This window comes from Streptomyces sp. NPDC048507, assembly GCF_043199995.1.
In the GTDB taxonomy this organism is placed as follows: domain Bacteria; phylum Actinomycetota; class Actinomycetes; order Streptomycetales; family Streptomycetaceae; genus Streptomyces.
This window is the reverse complement of the sequence record NZ_JBICWZ010000010.1, coordinates 129,821-151,396: the sequence shown is the minus strand read 5'-3', so window position 1 is coordinate 151,396 and position 21,576 is coordinate 129,821. Positions and strand designations below refer to the sequence as shown.

The window sequence follows — 21,576 nt, the reverse complement described above, 5'->3', positions numbered from 1 at the left end:
GGGGCGGGGCTCAGCGCATCGTGCTTTCGGTCAGGGCCCGCAGTTCCTCCTGGTACGGGAAGCTGCCCGGCTCGTACGCGCAGTACGGATCCGCCTCCAGCACGTCCCCGGTGAAGCCGTACGCCCGCGAGCGCGAGCCCCCGCACACCGTCTTGAACTCGCAGGCCCCGCACTTCCCGCGCAGCAGGGACGGCTCGCGCAGGGTGGTGAACAGGGCGGAGCCCCGGTAGATCTCGGTGAGCGGGTGGTGGGTGACGTTGCCCGCCGACAGCGGCAGGAAGCCGCTCGGGTGGACCTCCCCGGTGTGCGAGACGAAGACGAAGCCGCGCCCCGAGGACACGTCCATCGGCGGCCGCCGCACCGGCCGCCGCGGCCCCTCGAAGAGGCCCAGCCGGTCGGCCCGCTCGACGAGCCTCCCGTACAGCGCCCCGAGCCGGGGCCGCTCCCCGCGCGCGTCGAGGATGCTGCGCTGGAGGGCGACCCGGCGGAAGTGGTGGCCCTCGGTCGTCTTGGTGGCCAGCACCGCCCCGCAGTCGTAGAGGAAGTGCAGGACGTCCTCGGTCTCGCCGGGGGTCAGCGAGTCCAGCCGTCCGCCGCGGCCGGCGGGGACCAGGACGAAGCCCGACCACAGCATCGCGCCCTCGCGCCGCACCAGCGCCGCGATGTCGGCCAGGTCCTCCAGGCTGTCGCGCGTGACCGTGGTGTTGATCTGCACCTTCAGGCCCAGCTCGCGGGCGGCCCGCCAGCCCTCCAGGGTCCAGTCGTAGACCCCCTCCACGCCCCGGAAGGCGTCGTGGCGGGCGGCGGTGGAGCCGTCCAGGGACAGGGACAGCGCCACCGCGCCCGCGTCGCGGACCGCGCTCAGGTTCTCCCGCGTCAGGGTGGGCGTACCGGAGGGGGAGACGGCGACGCGCAGGCCCAGGGAGGTCCCGTACGCGACGAGGTCCGTGAGGTCGGGCCGCTGGAAGGGGTCGCCGCCGGTGATCACGAACAGCGGGGCGGGCCTGCCGAAGGCGGCGACCTGGTCCATCACCCGGCGGGCGTCGGCCCCGCCGAGCTCCCGCGGGTCCCGCTCGGTCTGCGCCTCGGCGCGGCAGTGCAGACAGGCCAGCGGGCAGGCCCGGGTGGCCTCCCAGATCACGATGAAGGGGCGCTCGCCGACGGCGTGCCGGGGGCGGCGCAGCACGCCCCGGGCGGGGCGGCTCACGAGACCCGCTCCCAGCCGCGCTTCTGCGGGCGCTCGGCCAGCTGACCGGGATCCCGCCTGCGGTAGACCACGAACGGACGGAACAGGTAGGCCAGCGGCGCGGAGAACATGTGCACCAGCCGCGAGTACGGGATCAGCGCGAAGAGCGTGAAGCCGAACAGGACGTGCAGCCGGAAGACGAGCGGGGCGCCCGCCATCAGGTGGTAGTCGGGACTGAGGGCGAACAGGCTGCGGAACCACACCGACACGCCCTCGCGGTAGTTGTAACCACCGGTCTGGCCGGTCGAGTTGAGGACCGTGGCGGCCAGTCCCAGCGCCATCGCGCCGAGCAGGAAGCCGTACATCAGGTGGTCGCTCTTCAGCGTGGCCCGGCGCACGGCCTTGACGGTGAGCCGCCGGTGCAGGAGGACGGCGATCCCGGCGGCCGCGGCGAGGCCCGCGACCGCGCCGGTGGAGACCGCGAGCAGGTGGTACGCGTGGTCGCTCAGGCCCACCGCGTCGGTCCAGCCCTTCGGGACGAGCAGCCCCACGACATGGCCCAGGACCACGAACAGCATGCCGAAGTGGAACAGCGGCGAGCCGATGCGCAGCAGCCGCGACTCGTACAGCTGCGAGGAGCGGCTGGTCCAGCCGAAGGCGTCGAAGCGCGCCCGCCAGACGGTGCCCGCGACGAGCAGGGCGACCGAGACGTACGGGAGCACGCCCCACAGGAGGAGGTCCATCAGGCGCTCTGCCTTTCGGGTGCGGTGGGCCACGGGAGGTCGGCGGGGGCGTCGATGCCCGGGCCGAAGGGTTCGAGCGCGGTGCCCGCGCCGACCAGCTCCTGGGGCGGGCCGCTGCGCGCGAGCGCCTTCGCCTGGGCCTTGGTCTCGGGGGAGGGGCCCGGCAGCGTCGTGCAGACGGCCTCCAGCACCCCCGTGTACGGGGACGCGGACTCGGCGAGCGCCAGCCGCAGCAGCTCCAGCCCGGCCCGGTGCTCCTGGAGCAGCTCGGTGCCCGCCTCCTCGCGCAGCGCGGCGAACTCCAGCGCCACGGGCAGGAAGTCGGGCAGTTCCTCGCCCGCGAACTCCAGCCCGAAGTCCCGGTAGATCCGCTTCAGCCGGACGAGGGACAGCCCGCGCCGGCGGGTGTCGCCGTCGGTCCACCAGGTCAGGTAGAGGCAGCGCCGGTTGCGGGTGTCGAAGGTGGCGGTGTACTCGGCGCACAGCGCGATCGGGGTCATCGCCGCGGCGCGGTCGAGGAACGCGCCGAGCAGCAGCGCCGGTTCGGCGGGCGCCCCGGTGAGGGCGGCGCGCAGCCGGGGGAGTTCGTCGTGGAAGTGGTCGCCGGGGTATTGCAGGACGCAGCCCGCGACCAGCCGCACCAGGGCGTCCGGGGTCATGAACTCCTCCTGGTGGGAGCGAGGTTGAGCATCACGCGGGACTGCGGGGCCTCGTGGTCCCCGACCGGGCAGGACGCGTCGTCGAGCGGGTGGGACCCGGCCAGGGCCTCGGCCTCGGGGCGGGCGGCGCTCGGCACCACGAACCGGTCCTCCAGCTTGGCGACGGCGAGCAGGCGGAACATGTCCTCCATCTCGGCGCCGCTCAGACCCACGGCCCGGGCGATCGACTCGTCCCGCTCCTCGCCGAGGTTGATCCTGCGCATGTAGGCGCGCATCGCGGCCATCCGGCGCAGGACCGCTTCGACGGGGACCGTGTCGCCCGCCGTGAGGATCTCGGCGAGGTACTCGACCGGGATGCGCAGGGCGTCGATGGCGCCGAAGAGGTTGCCCGCGTCCTCGCCGTCGCTGCCGGTGGCGGCGACGGCCTCGACCACGGGGGAGAGCGGGGGCACGTACCAGACCATCGGCATGGTCCGGTACTCCGGGTGCAGGGGGAGGGCGACCTGGTAGGTGGCGATCAGGTCGTAGACGGGGGAGCGGCGGGCCGCCTCCAGCCAGTCGTGGGTGATCCCGGAGCGCCGGGCGGCGGCGATCACGGCCGGGTCGTCCGGGTCGAGGAAGCAGTCCACCTGCGCCGGGTAGAGGTCGTGCTCGTCCTCCACGGCCGCGGCGGCGGCCACCTTGTCGGCGTCGTAGAGCATCACGCCGAGGTAGCGCATGCGCCCGACGCAGGTCTCGGAGCACACGGTCGGCATGCCGACCTCGATGCGCGGGAAGCAGAAGGTGCACTTCTCGGCCTTGCCGGTGCGGTGGTTGAAGTACACCTTCTTGTACGGGCAGCCGGTCACGCACATGCGCCAGCCCCGGCACCGGTCCTGGTCGACGAGGACGATGCCGTCCTCCTCGCGCTTGTACATGGCGCCGGACGGACAGGAGGAGACGCACGCCGGGTTCAGGCAGTGCTCGCAGATCCGCGGCAGGTAGAACATGAAGCTCTGCTCGAACTCGAAGCGGATCCGCTCGCCGACGCGGTCGCGGATCTTCTCCACGACCGGGTCCCGGGGCGCGTGGGCGGGTGCGCCGCCGAGGTTGTCGTCCCAGTTCGGCCCCCACTCGATGGTGTCGAGGGGTTCGCCGGTGAGCTGGGAGACCGGCCGGGCGGTGGGCAGGTCGTCGCCCGCCGGCGCCTCGGTGAGGTTCTTGTACTCGTACGTCCAGGGCTGGTAGTAGTCGCCGATCTCCGGCAGGTGGGGGTTGGCGAAGATGCCGCCGAGCTTCTTCAGCCGGCCGCCGGCCCGCAGCCGCAGGCGCCCCGAGCGGGTGCGCTCCCAGCCGCCCTTCCACTTCTCCTGGTCCTCCCAGCGGCGCGGGTAGCCCTGGCCGGGAAGGGTCTCGACGTTGTTGAACCAGACGTACTCGGTGCCCTGCCGGTTGGTCCACGCCTGTTTGCAGGTGACCGAACAGGTGTGACAGCCGATGCACTTGTCGAGGTTCATGACCATCGCCACTTGTGCCATGACGCGCATCCGGATCAGTACTCCACGTTCTGCGAGCGGCGGCGGATGACCGTCACCTCGTCGCGCTGGTTGCCCGTCGGGCCCAGGTAGTTGAAGGCCCAGGTCAGCTGGGCGTAGCCGCCGATGAGGTGGGTGGGCTTGAGCATCACCCGGGTCAGCGAGTTGTGGATGCCGCCGCGGCGGCCGGTCTTCTCGGTCTTGGGGACGCCGACCGTGCGCTCCTGCGCGTGGTTCATGTAGACCGTGCCGGGCGGCATCTTGTGCGAGACGATCGCGCGGGCGGTGACCACCCCGTTGCGGTTGACCGCCTCGATCCAGTCGTTGTCGGCGACGCCGATCGCCCCGGCGTCCTGCGGGGACATCCACACGGTCTGGCCGCCGCGGCCCAGCGTCATCATGTAGAGGTTGTCCTGGTACTGGCTGTGGATCGCCCACTTGTTGTGCGGGGTCAGGTAGCGCACGGCGACCGTCTTCTCGTCGACGACGCCCAGCTCGGGCTCCCCGTACAGGGTGTGCATGTTCAGCGGCGGCTTGTAGACGGGCAGGGACTCCCCGACCTCGTGCAGCCAGTCGTGGTCGATGAAGAAGTGCTGGCGGCCGGTGAGGGTGTGCCAGGGCTTGAGGTGCTCGGTGTTGACCGTGAAGGCCGTGTAGCGGCGCCCGCCCGACTCGGAGCCCGACCACTCCGGTGAGGTGATCACCGGGACCGGGCGGGCCTGGGTGTCGGCGAAGGTGATCCGCTTGCCCTCGGCCTCGGCGGCCAGGTGGGCCATGGGGGTGCCGACCTTCTTCTCCAGGGTCTCGAAGCCCTGTGTGGCCAGCCGGCCGTTGGAGGTGCCCGACAGGGCGAGGATCGCCTCGCAGGCCCGCTGCGCGGTGTCCAGGCGCGGACGGCCCGCCCCGGCCCCGCCGCGGACCAGGCCGTTCTTCTCGCCGAGGTGGGCGACCTCCTCGGCGACGTCGAAGGTGATGGCCTTGGTGGTCACGCCGAGCCGGTCCACGAGCGGGCCGAGCGCGCCGAACTTCTCGCCGACCGCTCCGTAGTCCCGCTCGACGACGGTCAGGTTGTACATGGTCCGGCCCGGTACGGGCTCGCACTCGCCCTTCGACCAGTCCAGGGCCACTCCGCCGGGCTGGGCCATCTCCCCGCCCGGGGTGTCGTGCTGGAGCGCGGTCGCGACCAGGTCCCTGCGCACCCCGAGGCGGGGCCCGGCGAGCTCGCCGAACTTCTCGGCGAGGCCGCGGAAGGCGTCGTAGTCGGAGCGGGCCTGCCAGGGCGGGTCGACGGCCGGGGTGAAGGCGTGCAGGAAGGGGTGCATGTCCGTGGAGGACAGGTCGTGCTTCTCGTACCAGGTGGCCGCCGGGAAGACCACGTCCGACAGGAGCGTCGTGGAGGTCATCCGGAAGTCCATGGTCGTCAGCAGGTCGAGCTTGCCCTCCACGTCCTCCTCCCGGTAGGCGACGTCGCGCGGGGTGCAGCGCGGGCCGTCCTCGGGGAGGTTGGAGTGGGTGCCGAGGAGGTGCTTGAGGAAGTACTCGTTGCCCTTGGAGCTGGAGCCGAGCAGGTTGGCCCGCCAGACGTTGAGCACGCGCGGCCAGTTGCGGGGGGCGTCGGGATCCTCGCCGGCGAAGCCGAGGGTGCCGTCCTTGAGCTGCTGAACCGTTTCGGCAATGGGGTCCTCGGCCTCCCCCAGCTCCAGCGGGTTGCGGTCGAAGGTCGGGTAGGACGGCATCCAGCCCATCCGGGCGCTCGCCGCCAGGCAGTCCGCGCCGCTCATCCCCTCGAACGCGCCGGCGGCGAGCGGGGAGGCCAGGGCCCCGGCCGGCAGGGTGTCGTACCGCCACTGGTCGGTGTGCAGGTAGAACCAGGCGGCGCCGATCATCTGGCGCGGCGGACGCGACCAGTCCGACGCCGCCGCCAGGGTGGCCCAGCCGGTGACCGGACGGCACTTCTCCTGGCCGACGTAATGGCCCCAGCCGCCGCCGTTGCGGCCCTGGCAGCCGGTGAGGGTGAGCAGGGCGAGGAAGGCGCGGTAGATGGTCTCGGAGTGGAACCAGTGGTTCGTCCCCGCGCCCATCAAGATCATGCAGCGGCCCTTCGACTCCTGCGCGGTCCGCGCGAACTCCCGCGCCACGCGGGCCGCCTGGGCGGCCGGCACGGAGGTCAGCGACTCCTGCCAGCCGGGGGTCCCGGGCTGCGCGGCGTCCTCGTAGCCGGTGGGCCACTCGCCGGGCAGGCCCGGGCGGGCCACCCCGTACTGGGCCAGCATCAGGTCGAAGACGGTGGTCACCAGACGGTCGCCGATCCGGCGCACCGGGACCCCGCGGCGGACCGTCCCGCCGCGTTCGTCGTCCTCGAAGCGCGGCAGCACGATCTCGGCGCTCTCGCCCCCGGCCTCGCCGATCAGGGAGAGCCGGGGCACGGTGTCGCCGAGGTCGAGGTTCCACTCCGGGGTCTCGTTCTTGCCCCAGCGGTGGCCGAGCGTGCCGTTCGGGACCACCGGTTCGCCGGTGACGTCGTCGACGAGGACGGTCTTCCACTGCGCGTTCTCGCTCTCGCGGCCCAGATCGGCGGCGGTGACGAACTTGCCCGGCACCAGACCGTGTTCCGTTTCCCGCAGCGACACCAGGAAGGGCAGGTCCGTGTACTGGCGGACGTAGTCGGTGAAGAAGGGGGTCTCCTCCTCCACGAAGAACTCCTTGAGGATGACGTGCCCCATCGCCAGGGCCAGCGCGCCGTCCGTACCGGGGTGCGGGTGCATCCATTCGTCGGCGAACTTGGTGTTGTCGGCGAAGTCCGGGGAGACGGTGACGACCTTCTGGCCGCGGTAGCGGGCCTCCGCCATCCAGTGCGCGTCCGGGGTACGGGTCACCGGGACGTTCGAGCCCCACATCATCAGGTAGGCCGCGTCCCACCAGTCACCCGACTCGGGCACGTCCGTCTGGTCCCCGAACACCTGCGGGGAGGCCACCGGGAGGTCGGCGTACCAGTCGTAGAAGGACAGCATCGGCGCGCCGATGAGCGAGTGGAAACGGGCTCCGGAGGCGTGCGAGGCCATCGACATCGCCGGGATCGGGGAGAACCCCGCGACCCGGTCGGGGCCGTGCTCCCCGATGGTGTGCACGTGCGCGGCGGCGACGAGCTCGGTCGCCTCCTCCCAGGTGGCGCGGACCAGCCCGCCCTTGCCCCGGGCCCGCTGGTACGCGCGCCGGCGGGCCGGATCGCGCTGGATGTCGGCCCACGCCTCGACCGGGTCGCCCAGGCGCGCCTTGGCCTCGCGGTACATCTCCAGGAGCGTGCCGCGCACGAGGGGGTGGCGCACGCGGGTGGGGGAGTAGGAGTACCAGGAGAACGAGGCGCCGCGCGGGCAGCCGCGGGGCTCGTACTCGGGGCGGTCGGGACCGACGGAGGGGTAGTCCGTCGCCTGCGTCTCCCAGGTGATGATGCCGTCCTTGACGAACACCTTCCAGCGGCAGGAACCCGTGCAGTTCACGCCGTGCGTCGAGTGCACGACCTTGTCGTGGCTCCAGCGGTCCCGGTAGAACGCCTCCGCCGCGCGGCCGCCCGTACGGTGCACCGTGCGCAGGTCGCCGGAGACCTCGGCGCGGGTGAAGAAACCGCCCGCCTTGATGAGTGAATCGACGGCTGCCTCGTGCGCCGACCGATTCTCCTGACGCTCGTCCACAGCGACCTCCAAGCCGGGAAACGGGTGTTGCGGTCTCCGGGCGAGGGGACCCGTCAACGACGCTACGCCCGCCGGAAAGGCGAACCCGGTGACAAAGGTCCCCAGTGCGGGTGACCTCTTGCCGGTCTTTTGCGGGCCGAGCGGATGGCACGCTGGAGGAACGGCGGCGGAGCCCCGCGGAACGGAACGGAAAGCGGTGCGGAATGGCTGCGCGCAGACGGTGGGTCCGGGTGTGGGTCCCCGACCAGCACGGGGCGTGGGCGATGCTCATCGTGCCCTTCCTCGCCGGCACCCTCCTCGCGCCCCGTCCCGGCGCGGCGCACGCACTGCTCCTGACGGCCTGGCTGCTCGGCTACGCGGCCGTCTTCCACGCCCAGCAGTGGCTGCGGCTGGCCGCGCGCGGGCTGCGCTCGGCGCACCGGCACGTACGGCCCGGGGTGGTCCTCGGGGCGGCCTGCGCGGCGGCGGGCCTGCCGCTCGCGGTGCGCCACCCGTGGCTGCTCCTCGCGGGCGCGGCGGCGGCGCCCTTCCTGGCGGTGAACGCCGTCCACGCGCGCCGCGGCCGGGAGCGGGACCTGCTCAACGGCCTGGCGGCGGTGGTCCCGGCCTGCGGGATGCTGATGGCGGCCGCCGCCCTGGGCGGTCTGGGGCCCGGCGGCTCCTGGCGGCCGGCGCTCGCCTGCCTGCTGTACTTCGCCGGGACCGTCCCGTACGTGAAGACGATGATCCGCGAACGCGGCTCCGCGGCGTACCGGCGCGGCTCGGTGGCCTATCACGCGGCCGCCGTGGCGGCGGCGGGCGCGCTCTCCCCCTGGCTGCTCCCGCCCTTCACGGCCTACCTCGCCCGGGCGGCCGCCCTCCCGGGCCGCGCCCTGCGGCCCGCCGTGGTCGGCGCGGTGGAACTGGCCTGCTCGGCGGCCCTGCTGGCGACGCTGCTCCTGGCCTTCTGAGGGCGCCGGGCCGGCCTGGGCCGTCTCTTGCGGATCGTGCCCGACCCGCGCCGCCTAGATGGCTTCCTTGCGGGTCAGGAAGTTGAACGAGATCCAGCCCGGCAGGACCGGCAGCCAGAAGGTCATGAGGCGGAAGAGGAGCACCGCGGAGATGGCGACCTCCTTCTCCAGGCCCGCCGCGATCAGACCCAGCGTCAGCGTGGTCTCCACCGCGCCGATGCCGCCCGGCGTCGGCGCCGCCGAACCCAGGGCGTTGCCGGCCAGGAAGACGACGGCGATGCTCGCGTAGCTGATGGCCTCGCCGCCCCCGAAGGCGCGGATCGAGGCGTCGAGGCACATCACGAAGCAGCCGGTCAGCAGCAGCATGCCACCGATGCCCGTCATCAGCTTCTGCGGCCGCTGGAGCACGTCCAGCATGCGCGGCACGACACCGGCGAACAGCGCCCGCACCCGCGTCGCGACGAACTTCCGCAGGAACGGCACCGCCGTGACGACGAGGACCAGGACGGCCACCGTCAGCAGCCCCGCGATGACCGTCCTCGACGGGGTCATCTCCGGGGTCTTCTCGGTGCCGGTCAGGTAGCCGAACGCCAGCAGCAGCAGGATGTGGCTGGCCAGCCCGAACAGCTGCGAGGCCCCGACGCTGGCCACGGCGAGCCCGGGCCGGATCCCGGCCCGCTGGAGGAACCGGGTGTTCAGCGCGACGCCGCCGACCGCCGCCGGGGCGACCAGCTTCACGAAGGACCCCGCGACCTGCGCGACGACCGTCCGCAGGAACGACACCCGCTCCGGTACGAAGCCCAGCAGGCTCATCGCCGCCGCGAAGTAGCTCAGCGCCGAGAAGGCGAGCGCCGCTCCGACCCAGCCCCACTGCGCCTCGGCGACGACGGTCGCGAAGTCCACGTGGGCCAGCTGCGTCAGCAGGAAGTACGCACCGAACGCGCCCGCGATGAAGGACACCAGCGTCCGCGGCCGGATCCGCTCCAGCCGGGCCGGCTCCACCGGCGCCTGCGGCCGGATCAGCAGCACCTGCCGGCGGATCTGGCTCAGCAGGTCCTCCTCGCGCGCGTCCTCCAGCGCGTCGTCCAGGGCCCGCTTCTCGGCCTTGCGGTCGGCGGCCGGACTGGCCGCCGCGTTCCCCGCCCCGGCCGCGGCCCCGGCCTCGCGGGCCGCCTTCGCCGCCCGCGAGGACTCCAGTACGGCCTCCCGCTGCCGGTCGGCCCGCTCCCGGGCCAGCTTGCGCAGGGTCGCCCGCGTGGAGCGGCTCAGCGCGATCGGCTGGAGCAGCGGCAGGCAGTCCGCCACCGCGTCCGGGCCGAGCACCGACACCGCGGAGGCCACCGACCGCTCCGCGCCGACCCGCAGGCCGAGCGTGGTCAGCAGCTGCGCGATGTCCATGCGGAGCACCAGGTCGCCCGCCGCGATCTCGCCGCCCCGCAGGTCGGTGAGGACGACGTTGCCGGAACGATCCACCACCAGCGCGTCGCCGGTGAGGCGGCGGTGCGCGATCCGCCGCGACTGCAGGGCCCGTACCTGCTCCCACGCGTTGCGGATCAGCTCGTCGGTGATCTCCTCGTCGGGCAGGGCGTCGAGGGTCCGGCCGCCCAGGTGCTCGTACACGAGCATCACGGCGTCCGGGCCGAGCTCGGAGGTGGCGATCAGCTTCGGCGCGTTGGCCCCGGCCGCGATGGCCGCGTAGGCCAGCAGGGCCTCCTGCTCCAGCGCCTGGCGCAGCGACTGGAGGCTGCGCCGGGTGGTGATCCCGCGCAGGGTCAGCCGCCGCCAGACCCGGTAGAAGAAGCCCTGCGCCTGCTGTTCGCGGTCCACGACGGTGACGTCCAGCGGCGGCCCGTCCTCCAGCGTGACGTGGTAGCGCCGGCCCCGGTCGCCGGCCTCGGAGCCGTCCGCCTCGGAGGGCTCCGCGCGCATCGCGCTGACCGGCTGGAAACCGACCCGGCGCAGCCCCGCGAGGAGGTTCTGCCCGGTGGGCCGCACGTTGGGCGAGCCGACCGCGTACAGGGTTCCGTACGCGACGCTCCAGCCGATCAGCACGGTCAGGATGATCGAGAAGGGTGTGGTGTAGCCGCTGACCAGCATCGCGAAGGCGTCCAGCAGCAGGACGACCCACAGCGCCACCCGCCAGCGCGGCCGCCGCGTCATGCCGACGGCGGTCATGTACGCGATCACGGGCGCGAGGTAGCCGTGCACCGGGTCGGTGGAGCCGCCCGTGGTGTCGGTCGCCCGGGTCAGGGCCTCCTGGATGGTGCCGGGGGCGGCCTGGGAGACCCACAGGTCGGTGGCGAGGGTGACGCCGTGCGCGAGCACGGCGGCCAGGACGCCGTCGGCGATGCGCAGGCCGTCGCGTTTGATCAGCCGTTCGATGGCGAAGGCGACGGGGACCAGCAGTACCGCGATCGAGGACACCAGGCCGGCGACCTTGATCAGCAGGTCCGGGGCCTGGCCGGTGCCCTTGGTGATGTCCTCCTCCAGGCCCGCGGTCGTGCCGTGGGCGAAGGCGGCGATGCCGAGGACGACGGCGATCCCGAGGATGCCGACGAGGAGCCGTACGAGGTCGGAGGGCCGGTGCACGCGGGCGGCGAGCAGCGGCTCGTCGACCTCGACCCGGTCGGCCGCGGTCGGGGTGTGGCCGGGCGGGTCGTCGGGGTGCGGATCGCACAGGGGCACCTCGTCGGCGCGGGCGTCGCCGCCGGGGCGGGCGTCCGTGCCGGGGTGCGTGCCCCCGCCGGGGCCGTCGTCCGCGGCCGCGCCGGGATCGCGGCGCGGGCCCGGACCGGGATCCGGGTGCGCGCCGCCGTCCGGGTGCGCGCCGTCGTCCGAGGGCGCGCCGGAGTCCGCGGGCGCGCCGTCGCCGGGGCGCGCGCGGCCGTCCTTCGACGCACCGTCCGGAGGGCTCACACCCTGCTCCTTCGCCGTCACATCCGTCTCTTCTTGATCACGTATCACCAGTCACCGCCCGGAAGATGGTGGCACGGACCGGCGGCCGGGCGGGGCAGCAGGGTGCGCGCCGGTACGGAAGCGAGACTTCCGCCGATGTCTCCCCGGCATCCGGCACCATGTGCCGAATGAGCGAAGAGCTGCCCGCCTACGCGGAGCGGGTGCTGGAAGCGGCCGAGCGGATTCCGCCCGGCCGGGTGATGACCTACGGGGACGTCGCGGAGTGGCTCGGCGAGGGCGGACCCCGTCAAGTCGGCCGTGTCATGGCCCTGTACGGAGGGGCCGTGCCCTGGTGGCGGGTGGTGCGGGCGGACGGAGTGCCGCTGCCCGGCAGCGAGCGCCGGGCCCTGGAGCACTACCGCACGGAGGGCACCCCGCTGCGCGAGACCCCCTCCGGCGAGCCCCGGCTGGCGATGCGGCGGGCGCGCTGGGACGGGCGGGACGGGCGGGACGGAGGCGACGAGGCTCACATCTGACAGCTTCGGCCATGCGGGACGCGGGCGGAGGGTCGAAGGCCCGTACGGGGGACGACCCCGGGGGCCTCCGGGGCGACGTTCCCGCCCCCCGGGACGGACTGCGGCCCCCACCTCGGTTGGCGTAGCGTTGCCTCTTCGGCGCACGCGGCGGCCACGCAGGCCGCTGCCGCCGGCGACTCCGTCACCGCACCCGCGGCGGCCGCGGCCACCGCGGCGACCGCAGACCCACCAGGACCGGCACACCACGTGATCACCTCTTCCTCCGGCCGCCCGCAGCGGCGTACGCGCACCCCCGACGCGTACCGGCTGGTGCGCGGCGGCCCGGGACGGGTGGCTCCCCCTGTCCTGGACGCAGCGCAGCGCGCGGTGGTTGATCACACCCGGGGACCCCTGCTGGTGCTGGCCGGACCGGGCACGGGCAAGACGACCACGCTGATCGAGGCGGCCGCCGCCCGGGTCGAGGCGGGGACCGATCCGGCGCGCGTCCTGATCCTCACCTTCAGCCGCAAGGCCGCGGTGGAGCTGCGCGACCGCGCGGCCCTGCGGCTCGGCGGCGCCCGCGCCCCGCAGGCCACCACCTTCCACTCCTTCTGCTACGGACTGGTCCGCGCCCACCAGGACCACGAACTGTTCGCGGACCCGCTGCGGCTGCTCTCCGGCCCCGAGCAGGACGTGACGGTACGCACCCTGCTGGACGGGCAGCGCCGGCTCGGCTCGATCCGCTGGCCGGACGACCTGCGGGCCGCGCTGACCACCCGCGGGTTCGCCGACGAGGTCCGGGCCGTCCTGGCCCGCGCCCGCGAACTGGGCCTGGGCCCGGGGGCCCTCTCCGACTTCGCCGACCGCATCGGCCGCCCCGACTGGAAGGCGGCCGCCGCCTTCCTCTCCGAGTACCTCGACGTCCTGGACCTCCAGGGCGCCCTGGACTACGCGGAGCTCCTGCACCGCGCGGTGCTCCTCGCGGAGCGCACCCCCTCGCTCGCCTCCGCCTACGACGTGATCCTCGTGGACGAGTACCAGGACACGGACGCCTCCCAGCTGCGGCTGCTGCGCGCGCTGAACGGCCCGGGCGGGACCCTGGTCGCCTTCGGCGACCCGGACCAGTCGATCTACGCCTTCCGGGGCGCCGACATCAACAACGTCCTCGACTTCGAGTCGGCCTTCCCCGGCGCGCGGGTCCGCGCGCTGACGGTCGGCCGCCGCTCGGGCGCCGCCCTGCTGGCCGCCACCCGGCTGCTGACCACCCGGATGCCGGTGCCGCGGCTGCCGTCGGCCGCCGTACGGGCCCACCGGGCGCTGGAGCCCGTACGGGACGGGGGCCGGGTCGAGGTGTACACGTACCCGACCGCCGGGGCGGAGCTCGACAACATCGCCGACGTGCTGCGCCGGGCCCACCTGGAGGACGGCGTGCCCTGGCGGGACATGGCCGTCCTGGTCCGCTCCGGCGGCCGCACCCTCCCGGCGATGCGGCGCGCCCTGATCGCGGCGGGGGTCCCGGCGGAAACGGACGCCTCGGGCGCCCCGCTGCGCCACGAGCCGGCCGTGGCCCCCCTCCTGACGGCCCTGCGCATCACGGCCCAAGCCGCCTCCGCCGCCGCCCTCCCGGGCCCGGACGGCGCCGTCTCCCCGGCTGCCGGGAGCGCCGCCGACCCGGCCCCGCATGGTGCCGGTTCCCCTGACCCCTCGGACGGTGCCGCGCTCCCGGCTTCCGCCGCCCCCTCCGGCGGTGCCACGGAACCGGACGCCGGGGCCCCCGCCGGCCCGGCCGCCGGCGGTGGGCCGCAGTCCGCCGCGACGGACACGGCGCCCGCCGGCCGCCCCGGCACCGGGGCGGCGGTCCCCCCGGGCGAGGGGTGGGTCGGGGTCGAGGCCGCCATCGAGCTGCTCGGGTCGCCGCTCGGCGGGATGGACGCCGCCGATCTGCGCCGCCTCGGCCGGGCCCTGCGCGACGAGGAGCGGGCTGCCGCGGTCACCGTCCCCGCGCCCTCCGACGTCCTGCTGGCCCGCGCCCTCGCCGAGCCCGAGCGGCTCACCGCGCACGACCCCGCGTACGCCCGCGGAGCGCAACGCCTCGGCCTGCTGCTGCGCAAGGCCCGCGAGCTCCTCCAGGGCGGCGGCACCGCCGAAGAGGCCCTCTGGACCCTCTGGGACGGCACCCCCTGGCCGCAGCGCCTGGAACGCCGCGCCCGCCGCGGCGGCACCACCGGCCGCAACGCCGACCGCGACCTCGACGCCGTCTGCGCCCTCTTCGACACCGCCGCCCGCGCGGAGGAACGCACCGGCGGCCGCGGCGCCCTCAACTTCCTCGAACAGCTCGACGCCGAGGACATCGCCGCCGACACCCTCACCACCCGCGCCGTCCGCCCCGACGCCGTCCGGCTGATGACCGCCCACCGTTCCAAGGGCCTGGAGTGGGGCCTCGTCGTGGTCGCCGGCGTCCAGGAGGGCCTCTGGCCGGACCTCCGCCGCCGCGGCTCCCTCCTCGAAGCCGACCGCATCGGACGCGACGGCCTCGCCGAACCCCTCACCCCCGGCGCGCTCCTCGCGGAGGAACGCCGGCTCTTCTACGTCGCCGCCACCCGCGCCCGCCACCGCCTCGTCGTCACCGCCGTCAAGGCCCCCGCCGAGGACGGCGACCAGCCCTCCCGCTTCCTCACCGAGCTCGGCGTCACCCCCAAGGACGTCACCGGCCGCCCCCGCCGCCCCCTCGCCGTCCCCGCGCTCGTCGCGGAACTGCGCGCCACCACCGTCGACCCGGCCGCCTCGCCCGCCCTGCGCGACGCCGCCGCCCGCCGCCTGGCCCGGCTCGCCGCGCTCACCGACGACGAGGACCGCCCCCTGGTCCCCGCCGCGCACCCGCAGCGCTGGTGGGGCCTGTACGAGCCCACCGCCTCCACCGTGCCCCTGCGCGACCGCGACCGGCCCGTCGCCCTCTCCGGCAGCGCCCTGGACCAGCTCGCCAACACCTGCTCCCTCCAGTGGTTCCTCGGCCGCGAGGTCAAGGCCGACGCCCCCTCCACCGCCGCCCAGGGCTTCGGCAACGTCGTCCACGTCCTCGCCGACGAGGTCGCCTCCGGCCGCACCCCCGCCGACCTCGCCGTCCTCATGGAGCGCCTCGACTCCGTCTGGGACGCCCTCGCCTTCGACGCCCCCTGGAAGTCCCGACAGGAGAAGGACAACGCCCGCGCCGCCCTGGAGCGCTTCCTGCGCTGGCACACCACCGACCGCGGCGGCCGCACCTCCGTCGCCACCGAGCACGACTTCGACGTCACCCTCGACGCCGGCGAGTACGCCGTCCGCATCCGGGGCTCCATGGACCGCGTCGAGGCCGACCCGCAGGGCCGTGCGTACGTCGTCGACTTCAAGACCGGCAAGGGTGCCCCGACCCGCGACGAGGTCGACCGCCACCCCCAGCTCGCCGTCTACCAGCTCGCCGTCCGCGAGGGCGCCGTCGACGAGGTCTTCGACGGCCTGCGGCCCGGGACGGGCGGCGCCGAACTCGTCCAGCTCCGCCAGGGGGCCGCGAAGAAGGACGGCGGGGACGAGGTGCCGAAGGTCCAGGCCCAGCAGCCGCTCGACGGCGGCCCCTCCGGCGCCTGGGTCGGTGACCTGCTGGCCACCGCCGCCGGCCGGGTCCTGGACGAACGGTTCGCGCCCGCCACCGGCGAGCACTGCAAGCGCTGCTCCTTCCGCAGCGCCTGCAGCGCCCGCCCCGAGGGCCGCCAGAGCGTCGAATGAGCCGCCGCACACGGGCCGCCGCCCGGCATACGCCCGGCACGGGTCCCACGAGACGCCGGACCGCGCTGTCGGTGGCGGCGGCTAGCCTTTCGTGGTGACCGCCGTGACCGCGTACGAGTCCGGGCGCGCCCCCGCACTCACCGATCCCGAGCAGCTCAAGGAGCTCCTCGGGATCCCCTTCACGCCCGAACAGCTGGCCTGCGCCACCGCCCCGCCCGCCCCCCAGGTGATCGTCGCGGGCGCCGGCTCCGGCAAGACCACCGTCATGGCAGCCCGCGTGCTCTGGCTCGTCGGCACCGGCGCGGTCGCCCCCGAGCAGGTCCTCGGGCTGACCTTCACCAACAAGGCCGCCGGTGAGCTCGCCGAGCGCGTCCGCAAGGCCCTCGCCCGGGCCGGCGTCACCGACCCGGACCCCTCCCCGGCCGACGCCGGTGCCGCCGGCGGCGAACCGCGCATCTCCACCTACCACGCCTTCGCCGGGCAGCTCCTCAAGGACCACGGCCTGCGCATCGGGCTGGAACCCAGCGCCCGCCTCCTCGCCGACGCCACCCGCTTCCAGCTCGCCGCCAAGGTGATCCGCGAGGCCCCCGGCCCCTACCCCTCGCTCACCAAATCCGTCCCCGACCTGGTCAGCGACCTCCTCGCGCTCGACGGAGAACTCTCCGAACACCTCGTCGAACCGGACGGACTGCGCGCCTACGACACCGGGCTGCTGGACTCCCTCGTCGGGGTCAAGCTCACCAACGAAGACCTGCGCAAGGTCCCGGAGGCCGTCCGCGGCCGCCTGGAGCTGCTCGAACTCGTCAGCCGCTACCGCGCCGCCAAGCGGTCCCGCGACCTCTTCGACTTCGGCGACCAGATAGCCCTCTCCGCACGCCTCGCCACCACCCGCCCCGAGGTCGGCGCGCTGCTGCGCGAGGAGTTCCGCGTCGTCCTGCTCGACGAGTACCAGGACACCTCCGTCGCCCAGCGGCTGCTGCTGTCCGGACTCTTCGGCGGCGGCACCGGGCACGCCGTGACCGCCGTCGGCGACCCCTGCCAGGCCATCTACGGCTGGCGCGGGGCCTCCGTCGCCAACCTCGACGACTTCCCCGAGCACTTCCGGCACGCCGACGGCCGCCCCGCCACCCGCCTGTCCCTCAGCGAGAACCGGCGCAGCGGCGGCCGCCTGCTCGACCTGGCCAACGGGCTCGCCGCCCCGCTGCGCGCCATGCACGAGGGGGTCGAGGCGCTGCGCCCCGCGCCGGGCGCCGAGCGCGACGGGTCGGTGCGCTGCGCGCTGCTGGAGACCCACGAGGAGGAACTGGAGTGGCTCGGCGATTCCGTCGCCCACCTGGTGCGCACCGGGAAGGAGCCCGGCGAGATCGCGGTGCTGTGCCGCTCGGCCGCGGACTTCGCGCGGATCCAGGCCGTCCTCGTCGCCCGTGACGTGCCGGTGGAGGTCGTCGGCCTGTCCGGCCTCCTGCACCTCCCCGAGGTCGCCGACCTGGTCTCCGTCTGCGAGGTGCTCCAGGACCCCGGGGCCAACGCGGCCCTCGTCCGGCTGCTCATCGGGCCCCGCTGGCGCATCGGCGCCCGCGACCTGGCGCTCCTGGGGCGCCGCGCCCGGCAGCTGGTGGCCCGCGCCTCCTCGGACACCGGGCCCGACGGGCGGCTCGCGGCGGCGGTCGAGGGCGTGGACCCGGCGGAGGTCGTCTCGCTGGCCGACGCGCTGGAGACCTTCCTGGACGGAGCCGGCCAGGCCCCCGACGACCTCCCCTTCTCCGCGGCCGCCCGGGTCCGCTTCGCCCACCTCGCCCAGGAGCTGCGGGACCTGCGGCGGGCGCTCGCCGACCCGCTGATGGACGTACTGCACCGGGTGCTGTCCACCACCGGCCTGGAGGTGGAGCTCTCCGCGTCCCCGCACGCGCTGGCGGCCCGGCGGCGCGAGACCCTGTCGCACTTCATGGACATCGCCGCGGGCTTCGCCGCGCTGGACGGCGAGGCCACCCTGCTGGCCTTCCTGGGCTTCCTGCGCACGGCCGCCCAGTACGAGAAGGGCCTGGACCACGCCCTGCCGGGCGGGGAGAACACCGTGAAGGTGCTCACCGCCCACAAGTCCAAGGGCCTGGAGTGGGACGTGGTGGTCGTCCCCGACCTGTGCGCGGGCGCCTTCCCGAAGGAGAAGGCCCCGGAGGCCTGGACCTCGTACGCGAAGGTGCTCCCGTACGGCCTGCGCGGGGACGCCGCCACCCTGCCCGGCGACCCGGAGTGGACCTCGGCCGGCCTGAAGTCCTTCAGGGCCGCGCTCAAGACGCACAAGCAGACCGAGGAACTCCGCCTCGGGTACGTCACCTTCACCCGTCCCCGTTCCCTGCTGCTGGCCTCCGGCCACTGGTGGGGGCCGACGCAGAAGCGGCGCCGGGGTCCCTCGGCGTTCCTGGAGTCCCTCCGCGCCCACTGCGAGGCGGGCTTCGGCGAGATCGAGGCCTGGGCGCCGGAGCCCGCCGCCGACGCGCAGAACCCGGCCCTGGACTCCACCGGCCCCGACCGGTCCTGGCCCCTCCCGTTGGACCCGGCCTCCCTCACCCTGCGCCGGGCGGCGGCCGCCCTGGTCGAATCCCACCTCTCGGCCCCCGCCCCGCCCCCGCCCCCGACGGCCCCCTACCTCTGGCCGCCCGACTGCGAGGACCCGTCGTACGAGGAGGAACCCCCCGAGGAAGACCCCTACGACGAAGCCCCATACGCCACGCCCCCTGCCGCCCCGTCCCACGCGGGCCCGCTCTCCTGCGACCCCTCTCATGGGGGCCCGGGCGCCGAGGGTCCGTCCCACGGGGGTCCGTACGCGGAGGGTTCCGACCAGGCGGGCCCGTACGCCGAGGGCCCGCCCTCCGGCGCCCCGTCCCACGCGGGTCCGCTCTTCGGCGACCCCTCTCACGGGGGCCCGGGCGCCGAGGCACCGTCTCACGGGGGCCCGTACGCCGAGGGTCCCGACCAGGGGGGCCTGCGCACCGAGGGTCCCGACCAGGCGGGCCCGTACGCCGAGTCCCCGCCCTCCGGCGCCCCGTCCCACGCGGGTCCGCCGTCCGGCGCCCCGTCCCACGGAGGCCCGCTCTCCGGCGCCCCGTCTCACGGGGGTCCGCGCGCGGAGGGTCCCGACCAGGGGGGTCCGCTCTTCGGCGACCCCTCTCACGGGGGGCCGGCTGCCGGGGCGCCGGGCGGCGCCGGGGGCGGCTCCCCGAGCGGGCGGGGGCCGTGGGCGGGCGAAGCCGTGCCCGAGGACCCGTGGGCGGTCCCGCCGCAGGGCTCCGTCCGAGGCGGGGAGCCGGCCGGCGGGGCGGGGGAGGACCACCTCTCCGCCGACCCCTGGGCGGACACCGAGGACCTCTGGGCCGGCGAGCCCGCGCACCCCGGCCCCGCCGCCGCGCCGGGCCCGGCCCGCCTGCCGGCCCCCCGCCGCGCCCCGGCCGGCCCCGCCGGCCCGGCAGGGCCCCCGCTCACCCCCGAAGAGGCCCGCGCCATCGCCTCCTGGGACCGTGACCTCGACGCCCTGGAGGGCGAGCTCCGCCGCGCCCGCGAAGCCGTCCGCGAGGTCGAGCTGCCCTCCGCCCTCTCCGCCAGCCAGCTCCTGCGCCTGGCCGCCGACGAGGAGGGCTTCGTACGCGATCTGGCCCGTCCCATGCCCAAGCCCCCGCAGCCCGCCGCCCGCCAGGGCACCCGCTTCCACGCCTGGGTCGAGTCCCGCTTCGACGAACTGCCCCTGCCCCTTCTCGACGGGCTCCTCGACCCCGCCACCGACCTGCCCGGCTCCGACCAGGAGGTCGCCGACGAGGCCGACCTCGCCTCCCTCAAGGCCGCCTTCGAGCGCAGCGCCTACGCCGAGCGGACCCCGTACCGGATGGAGGCCCCGGTGCAGATCACCCTCGCCGGCCGGGTGATCCGCGGCCGGATCGACGCCGTCTACCGGCTCCCCGACGGCTCGTACGAGGTCGTCGACTGGAAGACCGGCCGCACCACCCAGGCCGACCCCCTCCAGCTCGCCGTGTACCGCCTCGCCTGGGCGGAAGCCACGGCGACGCCCCTGGAGCGGGTCTCCGCCGCGTTCCTCCACGTCCGCAGCGGCCGCGTGATCCGCCCCCGCGACCTCCCCGGCAGGGCCCGGCTTGAGCGGATCCTCCAAGGCGAAACGGGCACGGACGGTGACCCTCAGGTGGACGGCTAGGCTCGTGGCCATGAGCGAAACCCTGCCGGACAGCGCCGTCCGCCTGTACATCGACGCCCACCGCGAGGCCTTCCTCGGCGACCTCGCCGAGTGGCTGCGCATCCCGTCCGTCTCGGCCCAGCCCGAGCACGCCGACGACGTGCGCCGCAGCGCGGAATGGCTCTCCGCGAAGCTCAAGGAGACCGGCTTCCCGGTCACCGAGATCTGGCCGACGGCCGGCGCCCCCGCCGTCTTCGCCGAGTGGCCCGCCGAGGACCCGGCCGCCCCGACCGTCCTCGTCTACGGACACCACGACGTCCAGCCCGCCGCCCTCGCCGACGGCTGGCACACCGAGCCCTTCGAGCCCGTCGTCGCGGACGGCCGCATGTACGGGCGCGGCGCGGCCGACGACAAGGGCCAGGTCTTCTTCCACACCCTCGGCGTGCGCGCCCACCTCGCCGCCACCGGCGCCGCCGCCCCCGCCGTGCACCTCAAGCTCCTGATCGAGGGCGAGGAGGAGTCCGGCTCCCCGAACTTCCGCGCGCTCGTCGAGGAGCGGGCCGGCCGGCTGGCCGCCGACGTCGTGATCGTCTCCGACACCGGCATGTGGTCCGAGACCACCCCCACCGTCTGCACCGGCATGCGCGGCGTCGCCGACTGCGAGATCGACTTCCACGGCCCCGACCAGGACATCCACTCGGGCGCCTTCGGCGGTGCCGTGCCCAATCCGGCCACCGCCGCCGCCCGGCTCGTCGCGGCCCTGCACGACGAGGACGGCCGGGTCACGATCCCCGGCTTCTACGACGGCATCGCCGAGCTGACCGACGCCGAACGCGCGCTCATCGCCGAGCTGCCCTTCGACGAGGCCGAGTGGCTGCGCACCGCGAAGTCCCACGCGGCGGCTGGCGAGGCCGGGTACTCCACCCTGGAACGGGTCTGGGCCCGCCCGACGGCCGAGGTCAACGGCATCGGCGGCGGCTACCAGGGCCCCGGCGGCAAGACGATCGTGCCCGCCTCCGCACACCTGAAGCTGTCGTTCCGCCTGGTGTCGGGGCAGGACCCGTACGAGGTCGAAGCGGCCGTACGGGACTGGGTCGCGGCCCGCGTGCCCGCCGGAATCCGGCACTCCATCGTCTTCGGGGCCCCCACCCGGCCCTGCCTGACCCCGCTGGACCACCCGGCCCTGCAATCGGTCGTGCGCGCCATGGGCCGCGCCTTCGGGCAGCAGGTCCGCTTCACCCGTGAGGGCGGCTCGGGCCCGGCGGCGGACCTCCAGGACGTCCTGGACGCACCGGTCCTCTTCCTCGGCATCTCCGTGCCCTCGGACGGCTGGCACTCGCCGAACGAGAAGGTCGAGCTCGACCTCCTCCTCAAGGGCGTGGAGACCACCGCCTACCTGTGGGGCGACCTCGCCGAGCACTGGAAGCCCACCGCCTGACGCCCGCGCCGCCCGCGCCGCCCGCGCCACTCGCACCACACCAGCCTG

11 protein-coding genes are annotated in these 21,576 nt (G+C 74.8%); 5 read left to right on the top strand and 6 right to left on the bottom strand.

The genetic code is table 11. The features are described 5' to 3' along the window. Positions 1-10: 10 nt before the first annotated feature. From ACGFXC_RS25980 to ACGFXC_RS25960, 5 genes are read right to left on the bottom strand one after another with little or no spacing between them, the layout of a single operon-like run. Entirely contained in the window at positions 11-1,207 is a 1,197-nt protein-coding gene (locus ACGFXC_RS25980) for a TIGR04053 family radical SAM/SPASM domain-containing protein (protein ID WP_393716588.1), read from the bottom strand. Next, positions 1,204-1,929, bottom strand: a complete 726-nt coding sequence (narI, locus tag ACGFXC_RS25975) for a respiratory nitrate reductase subunit gamma (RefSeq protein ID WP_393716587.1) — start codon at positions 1,927-1,929, stop codon at positions 1,204-1,206. Before narI ends, ACGFXC_RS25980 begins: the two co-directional genes overlap by 4 nt. Then, entirely contained in the window at positions 1,929-2,588 is a 660-nt protein-coding gene (narJ, locus tag ACGFXC_RS25970) for a nitrate reductase molybdenum cofactor assembly chaperone (protein ID WP_393716585.1), read from the bottom strand. The genes narI and narJ overlap by 1 nt, the downstream gene beginning before the upstream one ends. Further along, positions 2,585-4,114, bottom strand: a complete 1,530-nt coding sequence (gene narH / locus ACGFXC_RS25965) for a nitrate reductase subunit beta (RefSeq protein WP_393716583.1) — start codon at positions 4,112-4,114, stop codon at positions 2,585-2,587. The genes narJ and narH overlap by 4 nt, the downstream gene beginning before the upstream one ends. Before the next feature lie 5 nt (positions 4,115-4,119). Continuing rightward, positions 4,120-7,791, bottom strand: a complete 3,672-nt coding sequence (locus tag ACGFXC_RS25960) for a nitrate reductase subunit alpha (RefSeq protein ID WP_393716581.1) — start codon at positions 7,789-7,791, stop codon at positions 4,120-4,122. Between the two features lie 203 nt (positions 7,792-7,994). Between ACGFXC_RS25960 and ACGFXC_RS25955 the strand changes: the two genes are divergently transcribed. After that, a complete protein-coding gene (locus ACGFXC_RS25955; RefSeq protein ID WP_393716579.1) occupies positions 7,995-8,741 on the top strand; it encodes a YwiC-like family protein in 747 nt (248 codons plus the stop codon). A 54-nt stretch (positions 8,742-8,795) separates the two neighbouring features. Here ACGFXC_RS25955 and ACGFXC_RS25950 read toward each other — a convergent pair whose 3' ends face one another. Beyond that, complete coding sequence (locus ACGFXC_RS25950) at positions 8,796-11,705, bottom strand: flippase-like domain-containing protein (protein WP_393716577.1); 2,910 nt, start codon at positions 11,703-11,705, stop codon at positions 8,796-8,798. A 119-nt stretch (positions 11,706-11,824) separates the two neighbouring features. On the opposite strand from ACGFXC_RS25950, the gene ACGFXC_RS25945 reads away from it, so the two are divergent. The 4 genes from ACGFXC_RS25945 to ACGFXC_RS25930 all read left to right on the top strand — a co-directional run bounded on the left by ACGFXC_RS25945 (position 11,825) and on the right by ACGFXC_RS25930 (position 21,528). Beyond that, positions 11,825-12,172, top strand: coding sequence for an MGMT family protein (locus ACGFXC_RS25945; RefSeq protein ID WP_393716576.1), 348 nt, complete (start codon positions 11,825-11,827; stop codon positions 12,170-12,172). A 249-nt stretch (positions 12,173-12,421) separates the two neighbouring features. Next, the gene (locus tag ACGFXC_RS25940; RefSeq protein WP_393716754.1) at positions 12,422-15,910 is read left to right on the top strand and encodes an ATP-dependent helicase; all 3,489 of its coding nucleotides are present in this window, start codon (positions 12,422-12,424) and stop codon (positions 15,908-15,910) included. A 94-nt stretch (positions 15,911-16,004) separates the two neighbouring features. After that, positions 16,005-20,111 carry a UvrD-helicase domain-containing protein gene (locus tag ACGFXC_RS25935; protein ID WP_393716574.1) on the top strand — a complete coding sequence of 1,369 codons (4,107 nt, stop codon included), beginning with the start codon at positions 16,005-16,007 and terminating at the stop codon, positions 20,109-20,111. 10 nt (positions 20,112-20,121) lie between these two features. Beyond that, on the top strand, positions 20,122-21,528 hold the full coding sequence (locus ACGFXC_RS25930; RefSeq protein ID WP_393716572.1) for a dipeptidase: 1,407 nt from the start codon (positions 20,122-20,124) through the stop codon (positions 21,526-21,528). Positions 21,529-21,576: the final 48 nt, after the last annotated feature.

Bases quoted from the DNA above. Each gene is read 5' to 3' on its own strand.
- ACGFXC_RS25930 (WP_393716572.1), top strand. From the start codon at position 20,122: ATGAGCGAAACCCTGCCGGACAGCGCCGTCCGCCTGTACATCGACGCC.
- ACGFXC_RS25955 (WP_393716579.1), top strand. From the start codon at position 7,995: ATGGCTGCGCGCAGACGGTGGGTCCGGGTGTGGGTCCCCGACCAGCAC.
- narI (WP_393716587.1), bottom strand. From the start codon at position 1,929: ATGGACCTCCTCCTGTGGGGCGTGCTCCCGTACGTCTCGGTCGCCCTG.
- narH (WP_393716583.1), bottom strand. From the start codon at position 4,114: ATGCGCGTCATGGCACAAGTGGCGATGGTCATGAACCTCGACAAGTGC.
- narJ (WP_393716585.1), bottom strand. From the start codon at position 2,588: ATGACCCCGGACGCCCTGGTGCGGCTGGTCGCGGGCTGCGTCCTGCAA.
- ACGFXC_RS25945 (WP_393716576.1), top strand. From the start codon at position 11,825: ATGAGCGAAGAGCTGCCCGCCTACGCGGAGCGGGTGCTGGAAGCGGCC.